Annotated in this window: 15 protein-coding genes; 4 read left to right on the top strand and 11 right to left on the bottom strand. The window is 48.8% G+C overall.

The window, feature by feature from the left end; genetic code table 11:
* Positions 1 to 2 precede the first annotated feature (2 nt).
* Positions 3 to 2,246, top strand: coding sequence for a DUF7133 domain-containing protein (locus BLV62_RS01535; protein ID WP_089757939.1), 2,244 nt, complete (start codon positions 3 to 5; stop codon positions 2,244 to 2,246).
* Between the two features lie 14 nt (positions 2,247 to 2,260).
* The gene (locus BLV62_RS01530; protein ID WP_089757937.1) at positions 2,261 to 4,735 is read left to right on the top strand and encodes a glycoside hydrolase family 95 protein; all 2,475 of its coding nucleotides are present in this window, start codon (positions 2,261 to 2,263) and stop codon (positions 4,733 to 4,735) included.
* Between the two features lie 67 nt (positions 4,736 to 4,802).
* Here BLV62_RS01530 and BLV62_RS01525 read toward each other — a convergent pair whose 3' ends face one another.
* Both BLV62_RS01525 and BLV62_RS01520 read right to left on the bottom strand, forming a co-directional pair.
* Positions 4,803 to 5,186, bottom strand: a complete 384-nt coding sequence (locus BLV62_RS01525; RefSeq protein WP_089757935.1) for a DUF3037 domain-containing protein — start codon at positions 5,184 to 5,186, stop codon at positions 4,803 to 4,805.
* Positions 5,164 to 5,964 (bottom strand): HipA family kinase, encoded by an 801-nt coding sequence (locus tag BLV62_RS01520; protein ID WP_089757933.1) that lies wholly within the window; start codon positions 5,962 to 5,964, stop codon positions 5,164 to 5,166. Before BLV62_RS01520 ends, BLV62_RS01525 begins: the two co-directional genes overlap by 23 nt.
* A 140-nt stretch (positions 5,965 to 6,104) precedes the next feature.
* On the opposite strand from BLV62_RS01520, the gene BLV62_RS01515 reads away from it, so the two are divergent.
* Positions 6,105 to 7,025 carry a hypothetical protein gene (locus BLV62_RS01515; RefSeq protein WP_139169880.1) on the top strand — a complete coding sequence of 307 codons (921 nt, stop codon included), beginning with the start codon at positions 6,105 to 6,107 and terminating at the stop codon, positions 7,023 to 7,025.
* A gap of 65 nt (positions 7,026 to 7,090) precedes the next feature.
* Here the strand turns inward: BLV62_RS01515 and BLV62_RS01510 are convergent, their stop codons facing one another.
* The 7 genes from BLV62_RS01510 to BLV62_RS01480 all read right to left on the bottom strand — a co-directional run bounded on the left by BLV62_RS01510 (position 7,091) and on the right by BLV62_RS01480 (position 18,521).
* Positions 7,091 to 8,152: a hypothetical protein gene (locus BLV62_RS01510; RefSeq protein WP_089757928.1), complete on the bottom strand. Its 1,062-nt coding sequence runs from the start codon at positions 8,150 to 8,152 to the stop codon at positions 7,091 to 7,093.
* A 102-nt stretch (positions 8,153 to 8,254) separates the two neighbouring features.
* Positions 8,255 to 10,072 carry a cytochrome-c peroxidase gene (locus tag BLV62_RS01505; RefSeq protein WP_089757926.1) on the bottom strand — a complete coding sequence of 606 codons (1,818 nt, stop codon included), beginning with the start codon at positions 10,070 to 10,072 and terminating at the stop codon, positions 8,255 to 8,257.
* Complete coding sequence (locus BLV62_RS01500) at positions 10,059 to 11,627, bottom strand: purple acid phosphatase family protein (protein ID WP_225889566.1); 1,569 nt, start codon at positions 11,625 to 11,627, stop codon at positions 10,059 to 10,061. Before BLV62_RS01500 ends, BLV62_RS01505 begins: the two co-directional genes overlap by 14 nt.
* A gap of 16 nt (positions 11,628 to 11,643) precedes the next feature.
* Positions 11,644 to 12,693, bottom strand: a complete 1,050-nt coding sequence (locus tag BLV62_RS01495) for a phytase (protein WP_089757921.1) — start codon at positions 12,691 to 12,693, stop codon at positions 11,644 to 11,646.
* A gap of 9 nt (positions 12,694 to 12,702) precedes the next feature.
* Positions 12,703 to 13,965 (bottom strand): right-handed parallel beta-helix repeat-containing protein, encoded by a 1,263-nt coding sequence (locus BLV62_RS01490; RefSeq protein WP_089757918.1) that lies wholly within the window; start codon positions 13,963 to 13,965, stop codon positions 12,703 to 12,705.
* A gap of 12 nt (positions 13,966 to 13,977) precedes the next feature.
* A complete protein-coding gene (locus tag BLV62_RS01485; RefSeq protein ID WP_089757916.1) occupies positions 13,978 to 16,737 on the bottom strand; it encodes a TonB-dependent receptor in 2,760 nt (919 codons plus the stop codon).
* A 236-nt stretch (positions 16,738 to 16,973) separates the two neighbouring features.
* Positions 16,974 to 18,521 carry a tetratricopeptide repeat protein gene (locus BLV62_RS01480; protein ID WP_089757914.1) on the bottom strand — a complete coding sequence of 516 codons (1,548 nt, stop codon included), beginning with the start codon at positions 18,519 to 18,521 and terminating at the stop codon, positions 16,974 to 16,976.
* A gap of 136 nt (positions 18,522 to 18,657) precedes the next feature.
* On the opposite strand from BLV62_RS01480, the gene BLV62_RS01475 reads away from it, so the two are divergent.
* Positions 18,658 to 19,431, top strand: a complete 774-nt coding sequence (locus BLV62_RS01475) for a 3-keto-disaccharide hydrolase (protein ID WP_211117717.1) — start codon at positions 18,658 to 18,660, stop codon at positions 19,429 to 19,431.
* A gap of 217 nt (positions 19,432 to 19,648) precedes the next feature.
* Here the strand turns inward: BLV62_RS01475 and BLV62_RS01470 are convergent, their stop codons facing one another.
* Both BLV62_RS01470 and BLV62_RS01465 read right to left on the bottom strand, forming a co-directional pair.
* A complete protein-coding gene (locus BLV62_RS01470) occupies positions 19,649 to 21,430 on the bottom strand; it encodes a RagB/SusD family nutrient uptake outer membrane protein (RefSeq protein WP_089757910.1) in 1,782 nt (593 codons plus the stop codon).
* Between the two features lie 10 nt (positions 21,431 to 21,440).
* Positions 21,441 to 24,539, bottom strand: a complete 3,099-nt coding sequence (locus BLV62_RS01465) for a SusC/RagA family TonB-linked outer membrane protein (protein ID WP_225889567.1) — start codon at positions 24,537 to 24,539, stop codon at positions 21,441 to 21,443.
* Positions 24,540 to 24,590 lie beyond the last annotated feature (51 nt).

Below are 24,590 nucleotides of genomic sequence, written 5' to 3'. Positions count from 1 at the left end.
TCATGAAAAGAAATTCCACACTGGCACTCGTATTAGGTTCATTAAGCCTGTTTATTTATCAATGCAAGGTTACCAAACCTTCAGAAGGTGTTAAAAAAGATGCGGCAGGCAATATTATTGTCAACCCGCATCCTTCACCTGCTTACCTTTCGCCCAAAGAAGGCCTGAAATCCATCCAGGTGCCTGAAGGCTACAAACTGCAGCTGGTTGCCAGCGAACCAATGATCAAAGAGCCTGTAGCCATCGTCTGGGATGGAGAGGCAAGAATGTATGTAGCGGAAATGAGCACCTACATGCAGGATATCAATGGCACCGGCCAGCATAAACCTGTTTGCCGTATCTCCCTGCTGGAAGATACCAACGGCGACGGAACCATGGATAAAAGCACCGTATTCATCGACAGCCTGGTGCTTCCCCGCATGATGTTATGCGTAGGGCATAAACTGCTGGTGAATGAAACATGGACTTATAACATCCATGCGTATTCCGACACCAACGGCGATGGTAAAGCGGATACAAAAGAGCTGGTTTATGAAAACAATAAGCCGGACACCAGGAACCTGGAACACCAGAAAAGCGGCCTGGTCTGGAACCTGGATAACTGGATCTATGTAAGCTGCGATCCTGTACGGTACAAATATGTTGGAGGCAAACTGGCGCCCGACAGCCTGACGAACTCGCCGGGCGGTCAATGGGGACTGGGGAACGACGACTATGGCCGCCTGTATTTTTCCAGCGCCGGCGCAGAAATCCCTGCACTGGGCTTCCAGGTGAACCCCGCCTATGGTTTCTGGAACCCTAACGACCAGTACAACCAGGATTTCCTGGCTGTATGGCCGATCATTGCTACCCCTGATGTACAGGGAGGTATGAACCGCCTGCGCCCCGATACAACCCTGAACCATTTCACCGCCAGTTGCGGCCAGTCCATCTTCCGCGGTAACGCATTGCCGGAAGACATGAAAGGCGACCTGCTGATCTGCGAACCGGTAGGAAGGTTGATCAGGCGGGCCAAGGTTTCTGAAAAAGATGGTAAGGTCTTTCTCCGGAATGCTTACGATAAAAAAGAATTCATTACATCTTACGATATGAACTTCCGTCCTGTAAATACTACTACAGGTCCCGACGGTTGTTTGTATATTGTAGATATGTACCGCGGCATTATCCAGGAAGCTACGTGGACGGCTGAAGGAAGTTTCCTCCGCCCGCGCATCCTCGCAAAAGGCCTGGACAAAAACATCCAGCGCGGAAGGATCTACCGCCTGGTACACGAAGGTTACAAGCCTGGTCCCAAGCCGCATATGCTGGATGTGTCTTCCGCTACGCTGCTTACCTACCTCGATCATCCGAACGGCTGGTGGAGAGATAATGCACAGAAAGAGATCATCGCGAAAGGCGATATGTCGGTAGTGCCGGCGCTGAAAGAGATCGCGGCGGGCAAACATGCCACGATCGGCAAAAGCAACGGCGCACTGGCCCGCATCCATGCCCTGTGGACGCTGGAAGGCCTGAAAGCGATCGATAAACCTACGCTCTTTACGGCCCTTGCTGATACAGATCCGCAGGTCAGGAAAACGGCGGTATGGATCAGCGAATTATTCCTGAAGCAAAATGATAAGGAAGTGATCAGCAAACTGGCAGCCATGAAAAATGATGTTGCCGCAGTGCAGATCCAGGCAGCTTTATCATTATCTGTAAGCGATGCGCCCGAAGCAAAAGCAGCGCAAACTGCGTTGGTGAACAACAGCGTTTATTCCGACGCCCTGCACAGCGTTGCCAATGCTACGGAAGTGAATCATAATACCAAACTGTTTGGCAGCCGCCTGGCTAACATGCCTGCCCACCAGCGCAATATGATCCTGAACGGGGCGAATATCTACAAGCAACTCTGTTCTACCTGCCATGGCCCTGATGGTAAAGGGATCGTAGTAGGCGGCGGATCAGCCGCGGCGCCTCCGTTTGTTGGTTCAAAAAGAGTAAGCGGAGATAAAGAATTGCTGACCAAGATCCTTCTTAACGGCTTAACCGGTCCTATCGATGGTAAAACATATACAGATGTAATGGCTCCGCTGGGCGCTGTGAACTCCGACGAATGGGTGGCTTCTGTATTAAGTTACGTGAGATACAACTTCGGCAGGTTTGAAAGAGGCAAATCGCCGGTCGTAGATATTGAAACGGTGAAGAAAGTTCGTGAAACGGTGAGAGGGCGCGATAAATTCTGGACATTGGAAGAATTGGAGAAATAACAAAACCATTTTTAATGCAAAGAATATTCAAAATATCCATTACCGCCCTGGTGGTGCTGGCCGGATTCCGATCCGGCTTTGCCCAGCAGGGCAACCTGAAATTATGGTACGATCACCCTGCCGGCAAAGTCTGGGAAGCTGCATTGCCACTGGGTAACGGCCGGCTGGCCGCCATGGTTTACGGCAACCCGGATGCAGAACTGATACGCCTGAACGAAAGTACCGTATGGGCCGGCAGCCCTAACCGCAATGAAAATCCCAACGCGCTGGCAGCATTGCCGGAGATCCGGAAACTGATCTTCGATGGTAAAATGAGGGAGGCGGCCCAACTGGCCGAAAAGAACATACAATCAACCCGGATCAACGGGATGTGTTACCAACCGGTTGGCGACCTGAAACTGAGTTTCCCCGGGCATGAACAGTATACGGATTATTACAGGGAACTGGACCTGGAAACAGCGGTAGCCACAACCACTTATACGGTTAATAATACTAAGTTCAAAAGACAGGTTATTGCATCTATTCCCGGGCAGGTGATACTGGTTCGCCTGACTGCCGATAAACCTGGCAGCATCACTTTCGATGCAGGCATGAAAAGTCCGCAGCGATCCGGCGTTGTTACCAAAGGGGGAAATGAACTGGTATTATCGGGGATCAGCGGAGATAAAGATGGAGTACCAGGTAAAGTAAAATTCCAGTCGCAGGTCCTTTTTGTTACCGAAGGAGGTACTATCAAAACTTCAGACAGCCTTGTAAGCATTGCAGGCGCCAATGCGGTAACCGCCTATATTTCCATAGCTACGAACTTTGTGAACTATGCAGACCTGAGCGCCGATGAAGTGAAGCGCACAACTACCTACCTGCAAAATGCACTGAAGAAGAAATTTGATGCACACCTGAAAGAACATATTGCTTCATACCAGAAATATTTCAATCGCGTAAAACTTGACCTGGGCGCTACCGATGCGGTGAAACTGCCTACGGATAAGCGCCTCGACGCTTTTGCCGAAGGAAATGATCCCCAGTTTGTATCGCTGTACTTCCAGTTTGGAAGGTATTTGCTGATCGCTGCTTCTCAGCCCGGAGGCCAGCCTGCGAACCTGCAGGGTATCTGGAACCCGCTGATGAACCCACCCTGGGGAAGCAAGTATACCATCAATATCAATACGGAAATGAACTACTGGCCGGCGGAAGTGACCAACCTCACGGAAATGCATGAACCGCTGGTCCAAATGGTGAAAGAACTGTCGGTAACCGGGCAGCAAACGGCTAAGGTGATGTACGGCGCCAACGGGTGGTTAGCGCATCACAACACTGACCTGTGGCGGATAACAGGGCCTGTTGATCCTATTTATTATGGGATGTGGCCAATGGGGGGTGCATGGTTAAGCAGGCATTTATGGGAGAAATATACTTTCAGCGGCGATAAAGCCTACCTGAAAGATGTGTATCCTGCCCTGAAAGGGGCCGCGCTCTTCTTCCTGGATTTCCTGGTAGAAGAACCTACTCATCACTGGTTGGTAGTATCTCCATCCATCTCGCCGGAGAACAGTCCTAAAATTTATCCCGGCGTTTCTATTACCGCTGGCGCAACCATGGACAACCAGATCGTATTTGACCTGTTCTCGAACGTAATCCATGCTGCCAATGCTTTACAGGTAGATGCAGAACTGGTTAAACGAATTGAGGCGGCGCGCGACAGGCTGCCGCCAATGCAGGTAGGCCAGTACGGGCAGTTGCAGGAATGGCTGCAGGACCTGGACAACCCGGACGACAAGCATCGTCATATTTCCCATCTCTTCGGTTTGTATCCTGCCAACCAGATCTCTCCTTACCATACGCCTGCCTTATTCCAGGCGGCGCGTGTAACGCTGGAGCAGCGGGGCGATATTTCTACCGGCTGGTCTATGGGTTGGAAAGTGAACTGGTGGGCCAGGCTGCAAGACGGCAACCGCGCTTACCAGCTGATCAGGAACCAGTTGACGCCGGCAGGTAAAAACCGTGGAAAAGAAAACAGCGGGGGAGGCACTTATCCCAACCTGTTTGATGCGCATCCGCCTTTCCAGATCGACGGTAACTTTGGTTGCACGGCAGGTATTACAGAAATGTTGTTGCAAAGCCAGGATGAAGCCATTCACCTGCTGCCGGCTTTGCCTGATGTATGGCCTTCCGGCAGTGTAAGCGGTTTGAGGGCAAGAGGAGGGTTTGAACTGGTGAATATGGAATGGAAAGATGGTAAGGTAAGTAAGGTAGTGATCCGTTCTACCCTTGGCGGAAACTGCAGGCTGCGGGTACCTAATGCGCTGAGATCTTCGGTTGCATTGAAAGAAGCGCAGGGCGATCCTGTTAACATCTATTACCAGCCTAACCCTGGTAAACCGGCAATAGTGAATGAAAAAGTGAAAGTGGAGACGCCGGTATTAAAGCCTACCATTGTTTATGATATTCCTACCAGGAAAGGTGAATTGATAACTTTGAATGCGTTGTAGCGTGAGTGTTCTATGGATATAAGGAAGGGCGGGGTTTGATGATTAACCCGCCCTCTTTATTTTCTGTTTACAGCACGAGGCTTTCGAATAGTTTATCGAGCGTTTTATCAAGGTCGTTGCTAAAGCCCGGATGAACCTTGGAAGTTTGTATAACGCTGCTGCGTGTGGCGGTGAGCCATCTGAACCTGCTGGCAGGGTCGAGCAGGGCAATAGGACTGCCGTTGGGAACTCCCGCGCTGATAGCCGCAAAAGCCTCCAGGTAAGGATAGATGCAGGCGGCGTCAGACCCGGGGGATAATGTTTTTAGTTTATGTTCGTCCAGCCTGAAGCGGGCTTTTAAATATCTCTGTTGTTTGCAAAACAGCACAACACCAACATTTATAAACTCTTCCCTTTCAACCCTGGGAACAACGCGTATGACCGCGTACTCATATAAGTGCTTGTCTGGCATGTATGGCTTCTTTTACAAAAATTTGTGAGTGCTGAACCCTGTTATGCAGGAATTCAAAATAAATATCTCTCCGTTCTGCCGGCGTTTCCAATCCTGTTTCGCTAACCAGCCATTCTTCAGGGATGAGATCAACCACCGCTCGTATACGCGCCGGCGTTAGTATCAGCCTGAAAGCGGCATTTACTTTTTCCAGTTCACTGGCCTGCGGCAACAGCACATGATCCTTTACCTGCATGAACGGCTTAACAGATTGTTCCTGCCAGTTCTGCCAGGAATGATGGAAATAGAGGGACGCGCCGTGATCGATCAGCCACAGCTCATTTTTCCACATCAGCATATTGGTGTTCCTTGCTGTTCTGTCGACGTTTGTCAGCAAGCAATCCAGCCACACTATTTCAGATGCCAAGGTAGCCGGGAGCAGCGTAACGGCAGGATCGTAGGTAGTAGCGCCCGACAAATAATGCAAGGCCAGGTTAAGGCCCACGCTTTTTTTCAGCAGGTCCTGTATTTCTTCGTCCGGTTCTGTGCGGCCAAAAGCGGTATCTATTTCTGCAAATACCAGTTCAGGAACTTTCAGCCCCAGTGTTCTTGCTATTTCTCCTCCTATCAGTTCTGCTATCAGGGCTTTGATACCCTGACCGGCTCCCCTGAATTTCAGGGCATATAAAAAGCCGTCGTCAGCCTCGGAAATAGCGGGCAGCGAACCGCCTTCCCTGAGAGGGGTGACGTAACGGGTCACATGTACCGTTCTTAACTCTAACCGCGTGTTATTAGCCATTTGATCAGTCATTCTACCGGCAAAGTAAAGAAATAATGGTCAGAATCCGGAAAGCGCACCGAAAGGCAGTAATAGTGCAACAGGCGTTTTCTTCCCGAAACTTCTTAGCTTTGAGGCTGTCAACAGAATGATTAAATCAGATGAAGTACTTGTTGTTAAGCCTTCTTTCGCTTACGCTTTCGTTAGGAACAATTGCCCAATCCACCGACGAGGAAATGAAAACCAAAGAAGTAAACGATTCCATCCTGCAAGCCCGCAACCTCGTTGTTCCCGGCACCTTTAATGCAGAAAGGGCATTGATACAGCTGTTCCCGGGCCGGTTTTACCAACGGGATAAGAAACTGGTGATCAACTGGACCTGCAGCTCCTGCAAAGCAATCGCCTACGAGGATGCGAACGGAGACATGACAGATCCGAAATTCCCTTTCGAAAACGGTGTGGCAACGAGGCTGATCAACGAAATGGATTTCAGGGATGCAAGCGGAAAGGCTTATAAAGTGATCAGCTTTAACCATTCGGAATTTGATGCTGACGGTTTGCAAATGGTAAGGTTCCAGGGAGGCGTACTGGGTCTTGCAAAATTTGTGTTGACAGACGAAGGATGGAAACTGCGTATGTTCACACCCGTGATCGGCGGGTTTGGTTCCTTCTCGCAGGCGCCTGCACCTAAGCCTTTGCAGATCGGGGAAGACCAGTATGCATTCGTGGTACGCCACTCGAATGGCGCAGGCGGCGACGCCTACTATGCTACCAGTTACCTGGTGGCAGGGATCAACGGCGTGTATAAAGTAATTATGTCGGCTCCCGATGTAGAAAAAGCAAACGATCCGGCTTCCGGCTGGACCTATTCCATTGCTACAGACGGCGATAAGAAGCAATTCAGGGATATTGTTATAACTATCAAAGGCACCTGGGTGCAGGACGATGCAGAGGTATTGCCTAAAGAACTGCTACCACTGGTAAAAGGAAAAGCGAAAGGTCAATTTACCGCGATACAAAAATTTGTTTATAACGGTCGCTACTACACGCAGCAGGGCGCAGCTACCGTCTCTGTAAAATAATTAAGGCAGGTAGAGACCTGCCTTTTTTCCAAATTCATGTTTTACGATGAAAATCTGACTGTTTATTAGAAAGAAATGTATAAGAGGGAAATAAGATTGCTTTTCCCGTTCTTAACAGTAGTAGGTTGATCCAATGATTTAACATGCCAGTTGGCAGCGTTAACAGTTATTTGCTGGTTGCAATAAATAAGGTCGTTCGCAATTTCCAGCAATGCTTTTTGCAGACCTCCAACACCTGATTTCAAAGCAGGAACATGGTATTTATCTCCATACTTTATACCAGCCAACTCGTTGTCGAAGTTTGCCAGCCCGGTGATATATTCAGTCCTGTACTCCCGCAATGTTTTTGCATCTTTTTCCAGTTTCAGCTTCGCTTGTTGCAGGTGTGCATTCAGGTACCTGGTTTGAATTTCTTTTGTTTTAACAGGATCGGGTCCGGTATATTCTCCACTGGTAATGTCGGGCAGGGCTGCAAGCGCTTGTTGTTCCTGCTCGTCGATGTGCCTGTGGGCGTCTGCATCGCTTTGCATGATCTGGTTGTAAAACCGGGACTTAAGCATCTGTTGCCAGATCTGCATTTTTTTTGACAGCGCCTGGAACTCCTGTATCTCTTTGCCGATATTAGCGTCCTTGCTGTTATCCAACGGGCCTGAAGGCGCTTTTACCCGGTGATCGTTGTTCCATTTTTGCAGGAAAGCTACTTTTTCCTGTTCTGTCATCTTCTCAAATGATTCGGCGAATTTGGGATCTGTCTGGAACCTGATCTGGAGTTCGCGCATTGCATTTTGCATTTCAGGGCTTTGCCTTACAAACGCATTGCCGGCTGCTGCCACGGCTACGGCTTCATCGGCTGCTTCTTCTTCGGTCTTGGTCTTCTCCGGTTCCAGCTGCGCAACGGCTTTTTCTATCTGTGCTTTTGCAGCGGGGTATAAAGATTGCGGGGTTGCAATAGTATACGGGTTGCCGCCGCCGTTCACATGAGCAATGTTATACGCTTCATCCATGGATTTGGGAGGATCAGGAATACCTGCTACTATCGGAGTAAGCCTGGCTTTTATAGGAGTCTGGGATTCTACTATCGAACAGGTAATGCACAGCATACCAACTGATAAAATAAACTTTCTCATACCTGGTGTTTTGCATTTCGGGGGAAACAAATATTTAGTGCAAAACTAGCGGTCGCCAGGTTGAAAATTGTCAGTAGTTCCCGGGTAGATTAAAAATCAGTATTAATACTTAGCCTTGTCGGTGAGCGCACCAAGGAATGCGATGATGTCCTGCATCTCTTCATTGGTAAGCTCCAAAGGCTTCGCGGAAAGGGTTTGATAGGGGGCGGTTAAACCCACTCCCTGCCCACCGCCGGCATTGTAGAACTCCATCACCTGGTTGAGGTCTGTAAATGCGCCGTTGTGCATGTAAGGCGCTGTCATAGCGGTGTTCCTGACAGTAGGTGTTTTAAAAGCGCCTTTGTAAAAATGCATAGGAAAGTAACCGTATCTTCCCTCATCTTTATCCAATACCGGCTGTTTCAGGTTACTGGTAGCAGTCATGCCAAGACTTTCGTATTCTGTCAGCTCAAAAAGCGGGGGCGTTAAACCATTGAATAGCGGAGCAAAATGGCAGGTGGCGCAAAGCCCTTTACCCATAAAAAGATTGAAGCCTCTTTTCTGCGCGGCATTCATGGCAGTATGATCTCCATTGAAGTAATCGTCCATGGCCGATTGCATGGGAGCCAGGCTGCCCACATAGGTAGCCAGCGCATCATAAATGGTGGCCAGGCTCAGGGGAGCGGCGCTGTCGGCATAGGCTTTACGGAACGCCTGCACATATTTTTCTTCTTTCTGCAAACGATCTAATACAACAGCAGGATCGGCATTCATTTCCTGTGGATTTTTAATTACGGTGGCTATCTGCTGCACCAGTTTGCCTGCCCTTCCATCCCAGAATTGTGCATGCTGGTAGGCTGAATAATAGAGGCTGGGTGCATTCCGGAGAATAGGTTTCTGCCGGTCGAGAGACGCGCTGGTTGCAAGCCCGTCTGTAAACCATTTTTCGGGTTGATGGCAGGTAGCGCAGCTGCGCTGCATATTGCCGGATAGCTTCGGATCATAGAACAATTGCTTGCCCAGGTTCAGTATAGCGCTGTCTTTTATCGTGGTGTTGGCAAAAGCGCCTGAATTGAAAAAGTTCCGGCTGAAGAGATGCGGCGCATCGTAGTTGATGGCGCTGCGGGTGTGAATGGAAAGATCCAGCGACTTGATCATCTTCCCGTAAGCAGCCTGCAATGGCAAAGCATAGGACGACAGGAATTCCAGCCTGTCGAAATGCTCAAAATCCTGCGATCTGCCCAGGTAGTTAATACATTTTGCCAGGAGCTGTTCTACTTCCGGGTATTCGCCCAGCCAGGGGGCGAGCGTTGCATGAATGCTCTTCATAGCGGCTTGCGTTTCGCTGATGCCTGTTTTAAGCTCCTGTGCATCGTAGCCGGTAATACCGCCTGTATAGAGCCTGACGAATTCAAGCCGGATGCCTTCCAGGATCTCTTCGTCCTTTGCGCTGAACTGGTAGAGAAGGGAGGGAAGATCGGCGGCCGATGACCTGATCAGCTCTCCCTGTAATAACAATTCATTTTTCTGCCTGAAAGGATGATCATCAAATAGCAATACCGCGATCTGCTGCAGGCCCCGGGCATCCTGGTATTCCATGAAAGGTTCTTCTACTTCAGCTTTGGCTGGCCTGTTATAGGCCTGGGCCGAAGTGAAGAAGAAATAGTCCATGAACCACTCTATGCGTTTGTAAGCCAGCCGGCACCTGATCAGCTCATTCTTTGCCGTTTGCAGGCTGGTGTTATCAGTACTGTCGAGCTGCTGCAGTGCGGTGTATAAATGGGCTGAAGCTGCGGAAAACTCCGCAGCTCCGGCTTTGAAAACAACCAGTAAGTTATCGAATCCCCTGTTATGGTCTGTTTGTTTGAAACCCCAGGCTGCCATAACCGCCAGGCAGGCAAACAACGACCACACCAGCGGCTTCATCTTATTTCGATACATACACGGTGAAAGTATCTTTAAGATTGTTATATGGATCGGTAACAGTGTATTTGGTAACGGCGGCTGCAGGCGTTACAGTGATGCTGCGTGTGTTGGCAGCGCTCTTGTTCCATTTGTATTGGCCGATGAAAGAAGCGGTCAATGTTGCCTGCTCATTCTTTTTGATATGAATATCGTGATGTTTGTTCACGTTCTTCATCATGGTGAACTGGTCGCGCACTACGCCATCTGCACATACCCATTTCAGATCCAGCCTGTTTTCCTGTACTTCCAGCAGGCAGCTTCCTCCATGTTCGTTGTCGGAGAAGTACATAGCTTTGTGGGGCCACCCGGGATGTTTCCCGCCCAGCTGACCGGCCGACCCGCTCACAACGTAAACCGTACCAAGCGTATGTAAACTGTCTTTGATATACGGGGCAGAAACCGGCGCGCCATCATAACGGGCGGTAGACTGGCTCAGGTTATTTTTCTTCGCATCAAAGGTTTCGGCTTTCCCGAAATGGTTCTGCATCAGCCTTGATCTTTCGTATACATGGCTATGCCCGTTCAATACCAGATCAACCCCGTTGCGTTCCAGCAGTTGTATGAAGTTTTCCCTGATCTTTTGCAGGTCATCTTCCGTATCAGAATCATGAGAGCCTTTGGTATAAGGCGGATGATGCCAGTATGCTACCACCCAGTCTTTGTTCTTGTTGGCCGCCAGGTCTTTCAGTACCCACTGGGCCTGCGGACCGGTAGTATCCCACATGTGATACAGGCTGTCTTCAATACCATAGCTATCTAACGACAGGAAGTGAATATTACCGATATCGAAAGAGTAAAAGGCCTGGTTATGGGAAGGCAAGCCGCCTGATTCCCCTTCGGTTGGCATGGTGAAGCTCTGGTAGTAAGCCGTTTGGTGCGTTATTGCGGCATATTGAGACGAGATATCGTTATCGCGGTAGTCGTGGTTGCCCGGTGCAGGAAAGAGCGGAGAAAATCTCAGGATATCATCTTTATACACGTTAAAGAAATTGGTCTGGAATTCGGCATCCTTACCATTAGGATAGGCGTTATCTCCCAGCAATATCCAGGCATTCAGTTCTTTACCATCCAGGTATTTCAGCAGGGCGTCTTTTACCTGGCGCTGGTTAACGGAGTTGTTGCCGCAGTCGCCCAGGGCGGCAACGCGGTACAGTCCTTTGGCGCCGGCAACCGGCAGGGTAGTAAAGCGGTTGTTGCTATCGCCCTGCAGTATGTACTGGTAACCGCCGATATTGTAGTAGTAGCGGGTATTTGGCTGCAGGTTTTCCAGCTTGATCTTATGTTCTGTTACCAGTCCGGCGTCCTGTACCTGTTTGTCGAGTTTGCCGGGAGTTTCTCCATACTGTACCCTGCTGCGGGTGTAAACATCCGTACGCCAGCGAACTACGATGCTGTTGCTGGTAGCTGCCTGCAAATAGGGCCCGCGTATCAGCGTGGGCTTGATATTATCCGGCTTGGTAATACCGGTTTGGGCCTGCGAAGTGCCCAAACCGGCCAGCAGTAATGCTACTGCCATAAACGTTAGTCTCATATATGCTTTTAGGTTATTAACGCTTTGTTTCCGGCTGCCCTGCTATATCTTCCCATCGGTAATAATGGAAAGTCCTGTCGTCGCTCATCACTACAAACAGCCCATGTTTGAAAGTGGAATCCAGCGGCTGGCTTACAATGTCGGAACCATCGCTGTGCGACGCCGCTACTTTCACCACTTTCACGGGTTTATGATCCAGGCCGGCCCGGCTGAACAGGTGAAACTGGTTGGCGCCCTGGTCAGAAACCAGGATATACCCATCTATATTAGAGCCTTTATAAATGGAAATGCCCTCATGATCTTCAGAAAAACCTGTTTTACCGAAAACGGCCAGTTCCTCGTTGCCTTTTGCCGGATCGGCATAGTACTGGCGTACGCCAAATTGCTCGTCTGAATAGTAGACGTAACCCGCTTCGTTATCGACGGCAATTGCTTCGATCTCCTTTTTACCGCTATAGTTGCCGAATTTGCGCACCAGGGTAGCTTTCACTTTCCCCTGGCCGTTATCTTGCAGCAAATATTGCCAGAGATAAGATCCCGAAGGGCCGGTTTTACGGCCAACAATGGCGTAATGCTTACCATCGGGAGCGGTGTATACGGCAATGCCCATCAGGTCCCTGAACTGGGGCTCGTTCTCTCCTTCAAACACCGGGATGCCGCCATTGTCGATCGGCTGCATATCGGGCAGGGAGAAGAAACGGAGCTTGTGCGTATAACGTTCTGTTGTTACTGCAAAATCTGTGGGTTGGCCGTTCAACATCAGGCCATAGGCAATGTCTACATTGTTAGGCCGTTGCAGGCTATCTACTACTTTTACGATCTTCCCTTTCAGATCAAATACATACAGGGCGCCATTGGCATCTTTGTCGGTACCGATCACCAGGCTTTTGGCCGGGTCTTTAGGATTGATCCAGATAGCAGGATCGTCTGCATCGTATTTAACCGGTTCTGTAATGATCACCGGTTTTATTACGGAAGTATCCGTATTTGCGCTGGTAGCGCAGGCGGAGAAACACAGCAGCAGGGAACCGGCTGCTGTGTTGAGAAATATATTATTAAGGTTCATTATCCAGGATTATTTTAAGCCAAACGCACCAATATAAGTTTCAGGAGCCGGAGAAGGGTAGGTAATTCCCTTGATCTCGATACCATTAGGGAAGTTACGGGTAAATGAAGTAGTTCCTTTCCCCAGGGCAGGCGATCCTGCTTTCAGATGGAAATCCCAGCTGCTCATATAGTCGGCGTTATTGGTAGCTGTTTCTAATGGATAACTCACAAACAGGGGATTATTCTCGCCTGCTTTTGTACCTATTACGTCATCTTTCCCGCCAATAATATCAGATACCGGCTGGAACTGGTCTACTGTCTGCTGGTCATAGCCATAGTATAAGTTGTGGCCAAATGCAGAACGTTTGTCTTCCGGTTTCTTGGTGTCGCGTTTAATGCCAAACCTTGCATTTGCAAACAGGTTGTTATAGAGTTCTGCATACACCGTCGCTTCCAGCCAAACGCCGCCGCCTTTAACGGTAGGCCTTCTCCAGCCGGTATTCAGGATAGTGTTGTTATACGCAACAACATGCGCCTGCGGCGTACGGTCGCCGGAGTTAGAAAGTTTCAGCGCATTGGTATTGGTAGCGTAGAAGAAGTTGAAACCCACGTCTGCCAGGCAACCTGATTTGATATTGATACCTTCTCCGCCCACTAAACCGGTAGTATAGAATTTATTGTAAGAGAAGATGATCTTGCCGCCTTCGATATAGGTACAATCGTCCTGGAAGAAACGGAAAGTGGAATTGGTCACAACCAGCTTGCCGTTTACATTACTGAACCAGATAGCCGGCGTATTCTCACCGCTTACTGCTTTATACAGGCCCAGTTTAACGGAGGTGGAAGATTCGGTGGTCGTAGCGCCGCCATATTCTACAATCGCATTATCCAGCAACAGTTCCTTACAGGTTGGCGCAGCCAGGATACCGCCCCACTGTTTACCGAACTTCTTGCTTTCTGTACGGAAGTTCTCTTCAATGGTAAAACGGATAGGGTTTTCGGCAGTACCCATTGCATAAAGGTCTCCTTTTACAATGATCTCCGGTTTTGCCAGGGTATCCATTATTACCAGTACGCCTTCTTCTATCACCAGCGATTTGCCTTCAGGGATAATAATATCGCCGGATACGCGCTGGATGCTTCCTTTAGGCCAGATGCCGGATACATCGCCTTTAACAGTACCCGATCCGGCTACTTCTTTAGTGATGTCCACATCGCTGTTCGCTTTCTTGCATCCAACTGAAAATATTGCCGCCAGGGCTATGATAAGAGAAAAATATCTGAAGTTCATGATTATAGGTTTTTAGAGTTTATAACGTACGCCGACCAGGTAATTCTGTTTGTAATATTCTTTCCTGATAAGGGTTTCATTGTTGCTTCCCTGTCCGGGCAGATCGGCGTTTTCAGGATTTACCCCTTTGATGAAAATGGTTGCAGGAGTGTTCAGCAGGTTGTTAGCTTTTCCATACACACTAAAATGGCTGCCTATTCTTTTTTCTATGGAGAAGTCCATCTGCACAAACCCTTTCTGCCAAAGGTCATTATCTACGAACTGTGAAATTGTGTTGATGCGCGGACCAGTATACGCGGCTGCCAGTTGTGCATCCCAGCCCCTGCGAACGTCTTTGTAGAGCAGGGAGAGGTTGCCGATGTGTTCTGACTGCCCATACAGCGGTCTTGTCTGTTGCACAACGATGGTACGGAGGTTGCCGTCTTTATCTCTCAGGCGGCTGCTTTTATCCGTAGTGATACTGGAATGGGTATAGGTATAATTGGCTTTGATACCGAAGTTGTGAAAGAATTTGATATAGTCGACTTCCAGGCCATAGTTGGTAGCATTACCGAAGTTGCCCGGGCGGTAGTAAACATCCTGTCCGCGGACGGCATCTGCTGTAATGGTCTGCTCTATGGGGTCTTTAATTTTTTTGTAGAAGATGCCGACAAGGAGTTGATCGCTGTGGTTAGGGAATAATTCGTAACGCAGGTCGAGGTTATCGGCGATGGCGCGTTTCAGGTCGGCATTTCCCCATTCCCAGTACTCGTCCTGGAAGCTTTTGCCGGGAACTATTTCAAAGAAGCCGGGGCGGTTTACAGAGCGGAAGTAGGAGCCGCGGATCTGCTGATGCTTTGCGAACTGGTATTTCAGGTTCAGGCTGGGCAATACATCTGTATATACCTGGTTGTTAACCGGCTTGCTTTCTCCCTGTGGAAACAGCATATGATAACCCTGGTTGGTATGCTCTATGCGTACTCCTCCTACGATCTCCCACCTGTCAGACCTGTAATTGAACATACCGTAACCGGCGGCGATCTTTTCAGAAGCGTCGTAGGTCAGGGCGTTGGCAACGGCGCCTTTAGGGTTCTGTACTTCCCAGTCGAGGTCTGTATAGTTGTTGTAATCTTTGCCATACAGCGCGCTGATATTGGCTGGGCGCAGCACGTAGTTGTTAAAGAAGCTGCTGCGTTGTTTATCCCTGTACAATCCGCCGGCTATGAAATCCACATCGCGACCGCCTATGTTAGCGGTATAAGTGATATCGGCCAGGCCGGTGATGTCGTTATCCGTATTTCTTTCCCATCTGCGGGTGCTTTCTCCCGGTGTGGTTTTGGTGTCTGTAAAGTTCTTTCTCACGCCATCGATGGAGAGGCTGGTGTAATCGGGTACTGCATTGCGGGCAGAAGAGAAAGCAGTAGCCCAGTGTACTTTCAGGATACCTGGCAGTATTTTATGATCTCCCGTCAGGTTAGCGGTATAGATTTGCTGGTTGGTTTTACGGGAGCGCATGTTATAGGTCAGTTGGGCGTTTCCGGCGGCAGGATTGTAGTCGCCGTTCGAGAAGTTGGTGGTCACCATATCTCGTGTCTGGAAGCTCAACAACTGCATATAAGCCTGGTAGAAGGCGATCTTGTTATGGTCGTTGATCGTATAATCGATCTTGTTATGCAAACCGGTTCTTTGCTGTTGTTCGCTATACTGGCGGTTTTGCATACTGGTGATGACAGTATATTTAGCTGTATCCACCATGCCGTTGTTATAATAAGTGCTGGTAGTGCCGCGGTAGGTGTTCTGGAAACTGCCGGCCACCATTACTCCCAGTTTATTATTGAAGAAGCGTTGGCCCAGCGATAACCCTGCTACTACATTTGGTGCAAAGCTTTTATTGCGGTAGTCGAGGGTGCCTTTACCGAAATCGCTTGCTTTAGCGTCGTAGTTCTTACCGTTTATTTCGTAGGGCGATCTTGCATTCATGCTGCCGGCATCGAATCCCAGGAAGCCTTTATCCAGTACCATCTGGCTATAGCCTGTAGCCAGGTTGGCATTGATCTGCAGCCTGTCCGGCGCATCTTTCATCACCATATTCACCACGCCTCCTACAGCATCACCTTCCATGTTGGGAGTAAGCGATTTGTATACTTCCAGTCTTTCCAGCATGTCGGAAGGGAAGATATCCAACGGCACATACCTGTATTTATTATCGGGGCTGGGGATCTTGATACCGTTAACGGTAGTGTAGTTATAGCGTTTATCCATACCGCGGAGGATCGCATACTGCCCATCGCCATTGCTGCTGCGTTCTACGGATACCCCTGAAATACGTTGTACTACGTTGGCAACGGTAAGGTCGGGGGATACTTCAATGGCGGCTCCCGACATTACATTCAACTGCTGGATAGAACGTTGTTCCAGTTTCCTGGCAGTTTTTTCTGTTCCTGCCTTGTTGCCGGCAGCCACTACTACTTCGCCCAGGCTTTTACTGCTGCGTTCACTCATGTAAATGTTGAGGGGCGGGTTGTCTTTATCGCCCAGGTTTACTTCCCTACGCAGCGGCTTGTAGCTAAGGTGCGAAACCTGCAGCACAAACTTCCCTGCATGGAGGTTCTTGAACTCGAATGATCCATCGAGGCCGGTTACTGCAACAGTTTTTGACTGATCCAGCACAATGGTTACGCCAACCAGGGGCTCGCCCGTCTGCTGGTCGTATACATGTCCTTTTAATCCGTCAGCTTTGACCACTGCAACGCTGGAGATCAGGCAAAAGAAGGTGATTAAAGTTGTTTTCATTTGAGATGAATTTGATATAGTTGATTGCATGGCAAAACCATATCGCAAAACTCATTTTAGGAAAGAAGAAAACGGAAAACCGGGCGTAAGCAAATTGTGAACAACGTTAACAGCACCGTAAACAAAGCGTAAGCAGCGTATACAAGTGTGTTGTAATTTATTGTTTGTCAATGTGTTGTTTGTAACGCGATCCTCCATTACCATTATGTTAGCGTAATATTACCGGAATGTTAACACTAGAGATTCTGCACAAAAGTGGTGAGCGTATCTCCTTCCTGTATGTTTAATTTTTTTCTCAGGCGATACCTGGCCACTCTTAAACTATCCGGTGAAATGCCTAAGATCGTAGCCATGTCTTTTGAATCGATATTCATTTTATGCAATGCAAGCAGGCGTATATCGTTGTTTGTCAGATCGCCGAACCTGGCATTCAGTTTATCAAAAAACACCTGGTGTACCTGTTCAAAAACATCTGTGAATTCTTTCCATTGTTTTTCATGGCTCACATTCTGGTTGATCTTCACTACCAGCTGCTGCAATTGTTTTTTCTGGTCCCTTTTCTCGTCCTGTACCAGTTGGGTAAGACTATGACGTAGTTCTTCCAGGAACTGGTTCCGTTGAATGATGTCGAGGGTATGATTGGCCAGTTGCCGGCTTTTCAGCTCCAGCTGGTCTTTTTGCACCTTGTTGATAGCGGCATTCTGTTCCGAAAGGGCCTGGGCCTGGCTGATCTTCAGCTTCTGGCGGGAAATGATGGCCAGGGCCAGGGCTACCAGCAACGCCACTACGATGCCGATGGCAATGTAAATGACACGGTTCACCCGGTGACTGTTTTCCAACCGGTTGATCTCTTCTGATTTTTTATTGGTATCGTATAAGACCTGCAGAAAGCTCATCTGCTGGTTATTCTGCGCCGAGTATATCTCGCTGAGGCATTTGCGGCTCCATTCCATATAATAAAAGGCGCTGTCATTTTTCCCCAGGAGGTTGTAAGCTTTTGCCAGGTCTTTACAGGCTGCCCCTTCCTGGTATTTGTTGTTGCTTTGCAGGGCAAGGTTAAGGGCGCGCAACGACCAGCTGATGCCGGCGGCATAGCGGCCTGTTTTCCTTAAAATATCCCCTATATTATTGGTCACTTCCAACCCTTCCGGTTTGTTACCTCTTTGTTCGTACAGCGCCAGCGCTTTATTGAAATAGGAGAGGGCGGTATCGTATTGGGAAAGGTCTTCATGTATGGTACCCAGGTGTTCGTATATCCGTGCAATGCCAACAGTATCTTTTAATTGCTGGTATAATGCCAGGGCCGAGTGCTGGAAATAATGCGCACTATCGTATTGCTGCTGTTTTTCATAATAATGACCTATATGCCCGTAGGTTTCGGCCATCCCGGGAATGTTTTTCATTGTTTGAAACAGCTGCAGGGCTTTGTCGAACTGTTTTTTAGCAGCGGTTTTATTGATATTCCTATAATATAATTCTCCTATATCATTCAATAAGCCGGCCTGTTCCTTTTTATTTCCTGCCGCTTCAAAAGCCTGCATGGCCTGTTGGTAATAATCCAGAGAACTGGCATAGTGGCCGAGGGTATAGCAGATCTTTCCCATTTCCTGCAGGCATTTGCCGGCTGTTTGCATATCCTGCCTGGCAACGGCCTGGTCGTGCGCCTGGCGCAAAGCGAGGAAAGTGGTATCGGGCGCGGATATGACGATGGCGACAGGTTCGGAAGCTTTAATGTTTGTCAGGCCCTGGATAAGGCATAGCAATAACAGTATAACTCTTTTCATTTTGCAAAGAAGTGAATTAATTGTTAACTGTATGTTACCACCGTTGATACAAAAATGCTTGCGTTGATATACTATTTTCTCTATTATTGTGGCTTAACCCTGCCATAAGGGGATTCATTCCAGTTAAAATCAGATTATGAAAAGAAAATTCCTAGTTACTATGCTTTTAGCCGGTGGAGCACTGGCAGTATCAGCACAGGATAAAGCGAAACCTGAAGATACAGAAGTATATACTCCCGTTCCCCCGGTGGTTAAACCTGGTAAAAAGTGCGGAGAAGCGCCTTCAGATGCTATCGTATTATTTGATGGCAGCAACCTGAATGAGTGGGTAATGGCAGATGACCGCAACACGCCTGCTAAATGGACAGTGAAAGACGGTTTACTGACCGTAGACAAAAAATACGGCAATATCGAAACTAAACGCAGTTTCACTAACTACCAGCTGCATATCGAATGGCGAGTGCCTGCAAACATCACAGGTACCGGCCAGGGTCGCGGCAACAGCGGTCTTTTCCTGGCTTCCCTGGGTAAAGGGGATGCAGGGTATGAGTTGCAGATCCTGGATTCTTACGAAAACAAAACCTATACGAACGGCCAGGCAGCCAGCGTATATAAACAAGCAGTTCCGCTCGCCAACCCTACCAACAAACCAGGCGAATGGCAAACTTACGACGTGATCTGGACAGCCCCGGTATTCGGTACCGACGGTTCCCTGGTGAAACCTGCAAAAGTGACCGTATTGTTCAACGGCGTACTGGTACAGAACGATACAGAACTGAAAGGACCTACCCAGTATATCGGTACTCCGGCTTACCGCCAGGCGCATGGTGCAAGCCCTATCAAACTGCAATCGCACGGCGATAAGAGCGAACCGCTGAGCTTCCGCAACATCTGGATCCGCGAGTTGTAGTATCACGCAGAATGTTTCACGCAGAGAGGCATAAGGAGCAAAGAAGCATAAGATATATTTTAAGGAAAATAAGAAAGCAAAGGAAGGGAGATTATGTTATATAACACAATGTATAACATAATCTCCCTTCCTTTGCTTCTTAAAATCCGCTTCGGTCAAAAAATCTTATGCTTCTTTGCTCCTTATGCCTCTCTGCGTGAAACATTCTGCGTGACTATTAATAGCCAGGATTCTGGACGATTTTTCGGTTACGGTCTATCACGTCCTGGGGGATAGGGTTCAGGTACATGTGGGGTTTGAATACGTGGGGGTGGTTTAATGGTACCGGTTCATACTTCCATACGCCTTTGTTGTCGTTAGGCGAGGTATTGGTGATCATCATACCATGTTTGTCCACGTTCATTACCGTGTTGGCGATCTTATGCCGTACGATGTCGTAGAAGCGTTTTTGCTCGAAACAAAGTTCTACTCTTCTTTCATGCAGGATGGCTTCTCTCATTTCATCTTTCGATAAACCCGCAGGCAGATCGGGTAGCCCTGCCCGTTGTCTTACCAGGTGCATGGCATTGTAAACAGTACCGTCAGGACCGGCAACTTCGTTCTGCGCTTCTGCATATCCCAGCAATACTTCCACATACCTGAAATAAATGAAGTTTGCGCCGCTTACTGCACCGCCGCCCGGACGAACCAGGGGATTCAGTTTCTTCTTAAAATAATACCCTGTATTGCTTACATCATCTGTTCCGAAATCTATCTGGTTTTTAGAAGGACGTACTTTATCGATGCGGGTAAAAATAGTGTCTGTTCTATCCATCCAATCCATTTTGTAAGGCGCCCCGTCGTAAACGATCCAGTCGTAAAACCGTTTTTCCCGGTTCTTATAGGGTTGCTGTTTGTCGTAGCCGGAAGCCGGATCGGTGATGGATTTACCATTAGCCATCTGGAACTGGTCTACCAGTTCCTGGGTAGGATTGTAGTTACCCCAGGTATAATAGTTACCCAGGATCCACACGGGACCTCCGTATTGTTCGAAGGAAGAACCCATAATATTGGCCACTACCTGCCTGTCCCATACCACTTCTGAATTATACTCGTTCGCTTCATACCACAACGTTGCCTGGTTAGGGAACAGTTCATAAGGTTTGCCGTTGCCGTAGTTATCAATGAACAGTTTAAAAGAAGCGGCAGCTTTAGCCCAGCGTTGCGGGTCGTAGTTGTTGTAGCCGGCAACTTTGTTAGGATCGATGCCTGCAGCCGGCGTAGCGGCGTTAAATGCGGGGCTGGCGGCATATAGTTCCACCCAGCCTTTCAGGGCCAGCGCAGCGCCCAGGGTAGCCCTTCCTGCATCTGCATCGCCATGATTGTATTTTACATTCAGGTGCTGGCCTTTTACAATAGCGTCTAATTCGGAGGTTATGAAATCTGCAGTTTCGGCGAAAGTGTTCCTTGCTTTATAGATCTCTGTGCTGTCGTCTTTGCGCCTGTCCATCGGTTCGGTGATGATGGGCAATCCGCCAACATGCTGCCATAATTCGCTGTAGAAAAAGGCCCTGAGGAAACGGGCTTCATCCAGGCGTTTATTTCTCCAGGCTTCTGAAAAATTGGAAGCGTATTGCTGTACTGCGGCAATGAACGTGTTGCACTTGCGGATGTTGTTGAAGGTAGTTGGCCAGTTGGTAAGGTCGGCCGACCCGGTGATACCGCCCCATACAGTGTAATCGCTGGAGGCAGGCGATACAATACCTTGTTTCCAGTTGTAGGAAGTATAATAAAAACCGGCGTCGTTGTCGTCCGTGAAATTGTCGAGGTTTTCCGGCTGGTTCCAATAATTTGGCAGCGCACTGTAGATGTCGTTCAGGAAGAGGTCTGCATTGCCTTCGCCAGACCACTGCATATCATCTGTCAGTTTACTCTTATTGGTATTTTCCAGGAAATCTTTGTTGCAGGCCATACAAACGCAGACCAGGCATGTTATGATAATATGTTTGATACGGATCATGATAGTAAGATTAAAAGGTCAGGTTTAAGCCAAAAGTGACATTACGTTGATTCGGGTAGGCGGTTTCAAGATCTGTATAGCCTACTTCTGGGTCCATGAACTTCAGCTTGCTGAAAGTAAGCAGGTTCTGACCGGAGAAGTACACTCTCAGCTGCTGCATACGAAGCGCTTTGATCACCTTTGCCGGCAGCGAATAGCCGAATACGATGGTCTTTAATCTCAGGTATCCTGTTTTCATTATCCAGAAATCGCTGTTCTGGGTATTGTTGGCATATGGCGACTGGTTAGCCCTTGGATATTTTGCATCCTGTTTTTGAGGCGTCCAGTGGTTGTTGAAATATTCGTAGGCCGAGTTGCTGTTGTTGTTGTTGAAAGGAATGGTCTGGAAGCCACGGATCGTGAGGCCGGCCAGTGCAGAACCCTGGAAGAACAGGCTCAGATCAAATCCTTTCCAGGAAGCAGTAGGAGTGAAGCCGTAGGTAATGAACGGGTATACGGGGTTACCGATGGCCACTTCGTCGTACGCGTCTATTTTACCATCCGGTTTGCCGTCAGGCCCCCCGATATCAGCATATTTGATGTCGCCCGGGTGCAGGGTACCGAATTGGGTTACATTATAGCCATCCTGGGCGTCAATGATGCCGTCGCCGTTCTTATCATCGGCGGTGGTGAACAGGCCTAGCGCATGGTAACCGAAAGGAGTGCCCATAGGGCGGCCGGTTCTGCTGCGGTTAGGATTGTTGCGGGTGGCCGCTGTTTCAAATACCTGTACCATTTTGTTTTTCGCATAGCTGAAGTTACCGTTCAGGGCTACACGTAAGCCGTTGCTGAAACGGTGCTGGGTGCCGGCGCTGATCTCAATACCGTTGTTTTCCATTATACCGGCGTTCTCGTCGGAAAGGCCGAGGCCATATTCCAGCGGTACTGTAACTGCAGGAGGCAGCAACATACCGGTTCTGCGTTCGTGGAAGTAGTCGGCAGAGAAGTTCAGCAGGCCTTGCCAGAAGGTAGCGTCGATACCCACATCTGTTTTCGTGGAAATTTCCCAGGTGATGTTGGGATTGGCTTCGGTGGTGATATTGGAGCCCTGTACCATACTGCCATTCCCATATGCGTAAGCGTTACCATAGAGGTTATAGCCGTTCAGGTATTGGAAAGCCGTACCTGCCAGGTTACCCGATTTACCCCAGGAACCTCTTATTTTCAGGTAATTCAATGCAGTACCCTGGGCTTTGAGGAAAGGTTCTTCAGATATTACCCAGCCGGCGGAGAAAGCGGGGAAGTAACCCCATCGTTTGCCCGGTGCGAAGTAGTAATGCCCGTCATAACGTCCTGCCGCTTCCAGGAGGTATTTGTTCTTATAGATATAACCAAACCTGTAAACGAAGCCAAGTTGGCTGCCGGTGAGGGTAGAGCCGTTGTTGTCAAAATCGTTCTTGTTGGAACTACCCATTCCCAATTCATCAATATTTACAGCGAAGTTGTTGCGGCGGGCCGAGAAGCCGGTAGAGTCGGTGGTTCTGGCTTCTGCTACCACCAACGCAGAAATATCATGGTTCCCGAAGGTATTATGATAGTTGATAAATCCCTGGTAGGTGAAGTATTGCCGTTTAGCATATTCCTGGTTCAACCAGGTGTAGGCAGCGGCGTTTCCTTCGGAAGTAGATATCTGTTTGGTATAAGTATAAGGAGTGGTAGAAGTATTTTGAGAGTAGAAATAAAAAGGAGTATGCCAGCCTTTAACGGTCGATTCGTTAGGATCGTAGCTGAACGTTCCTTTAATGCTTAATCCTTTTATAAATGGCAATTGCTGTTCTATGCTTAAAGTAGTAAGCAGGTTATTATCGGTACGGTGCGAATATCCTGCTTTGAGGATGCCGACAGGAGAGTTTCCTGCAAACTCGCCCCAGAGCCCATTACTATAGTACAGGTTCGTGATGGGGATCAGTTTATAAGCCGCCCTGAACAATTGCCCGGGCGTGGTAGCAGCATCTACGCTGTTTGTTTTACCGATCGCTCCCAGCAGCGAAAGATTGACTGTAGTAGTGGGCGTAGCGCTTACATCCAGGTTTACGTTGTAGTTATACCGTTGGTAATTGATGGGTTCAAACATCCCGTCTTGCCGCAGGTAACCTAAACCCGCATAGTAACGCGCTGTTTTATTACCGCCCGACAGCTGCATATCGTAATGCTGCATAGGAGCGTGCATGCGAACCAGGTCTTTCGTATTGCTGATGGGATACTTATCCGGGTCTTCCGCGTTTTTGGCGGCATAATTATCTATCAGGTCCTGGGCAAAAGGAAGTTGAGTACCGCCGGGATTCTCGTTAAGATAGGCTTCATTCCTCAGCCGCATATAGTCCTGTGCATTCAGCATGCGAGGGTAGTAGGTAGGCGTTTGAATGCCGTAGTAGGCATTCAGGGAGAGGGTAGGAACGCCGGATTGACCCTTTTTAGTGGTGATGAGAATAACCCCGTTGGCGCCTCCCAATCCATATGGGGCAACGGCGGCGGCGTCTTTCAAAACAGTAACCGTAGCGATAGCGTCGGGAGGAATATCGTTGATGTTATTCCTGATAATACCGTCTACTACGATAAGCGGGGCGTTGCTGCCGGTGGTGGCGATACCGCGGATATGAATATCCGGGTTATCGCGGCCCGGCTGTCCTCCGTTAGGGCGCATGCTGACGCCGGAGATATTACCTGCCAGGGCATTGGAGATATTGGCCACAGGCGATTTGGCCAGTTCTTTACCCTGAACGGCGGCAACAGCAGCAGTAGAGGAAGTTTTCTTCTGGGTGCCGTATCCTACTACCACTACTTCGTTTAAGCCGCTGGCGCTTTCTTTCAGGGTGATGGTTAAAGGATTCCGGTCTGTGATCTTTTGAGTAAGCTGTTCGTATCCGACATAGGTAAACACCAGGGTAGCGCCTGCGGGAACATTCAGTTCGAAATGCCCGCTTTGATTTGTAACAGTACCGGTGTTGCCGCCCTGCACTTTTACAGATACGCCGATCAGCGGTTCATTCTTTTCGTTCCTAACGGTACCGGAAACAGGCGAAGCCTGGAAAGGATGGGCCTTTGACCTTTGCCAGCTAAATAGTACCATAAATAGCGTGAGCAAAAGTAAGGGCGTGCGACTGCGTTCAGCGCACCAATG

This window comes from Chitinophaga terrae (ex Kim and Jung 2007), from assembly GCF_900107795.1.
In the GTDB taxonomy this organism is placed as follows: domain Bacteria; phylum Bacteroidota; class Bacteroidia; order Chitinophagales; family Chitinophagaceae; genus Chitinophaga; species Chitinophaga terrae.
This window is presented reverse-complemented; position numbering and strand designations above follow the sequence as displayed.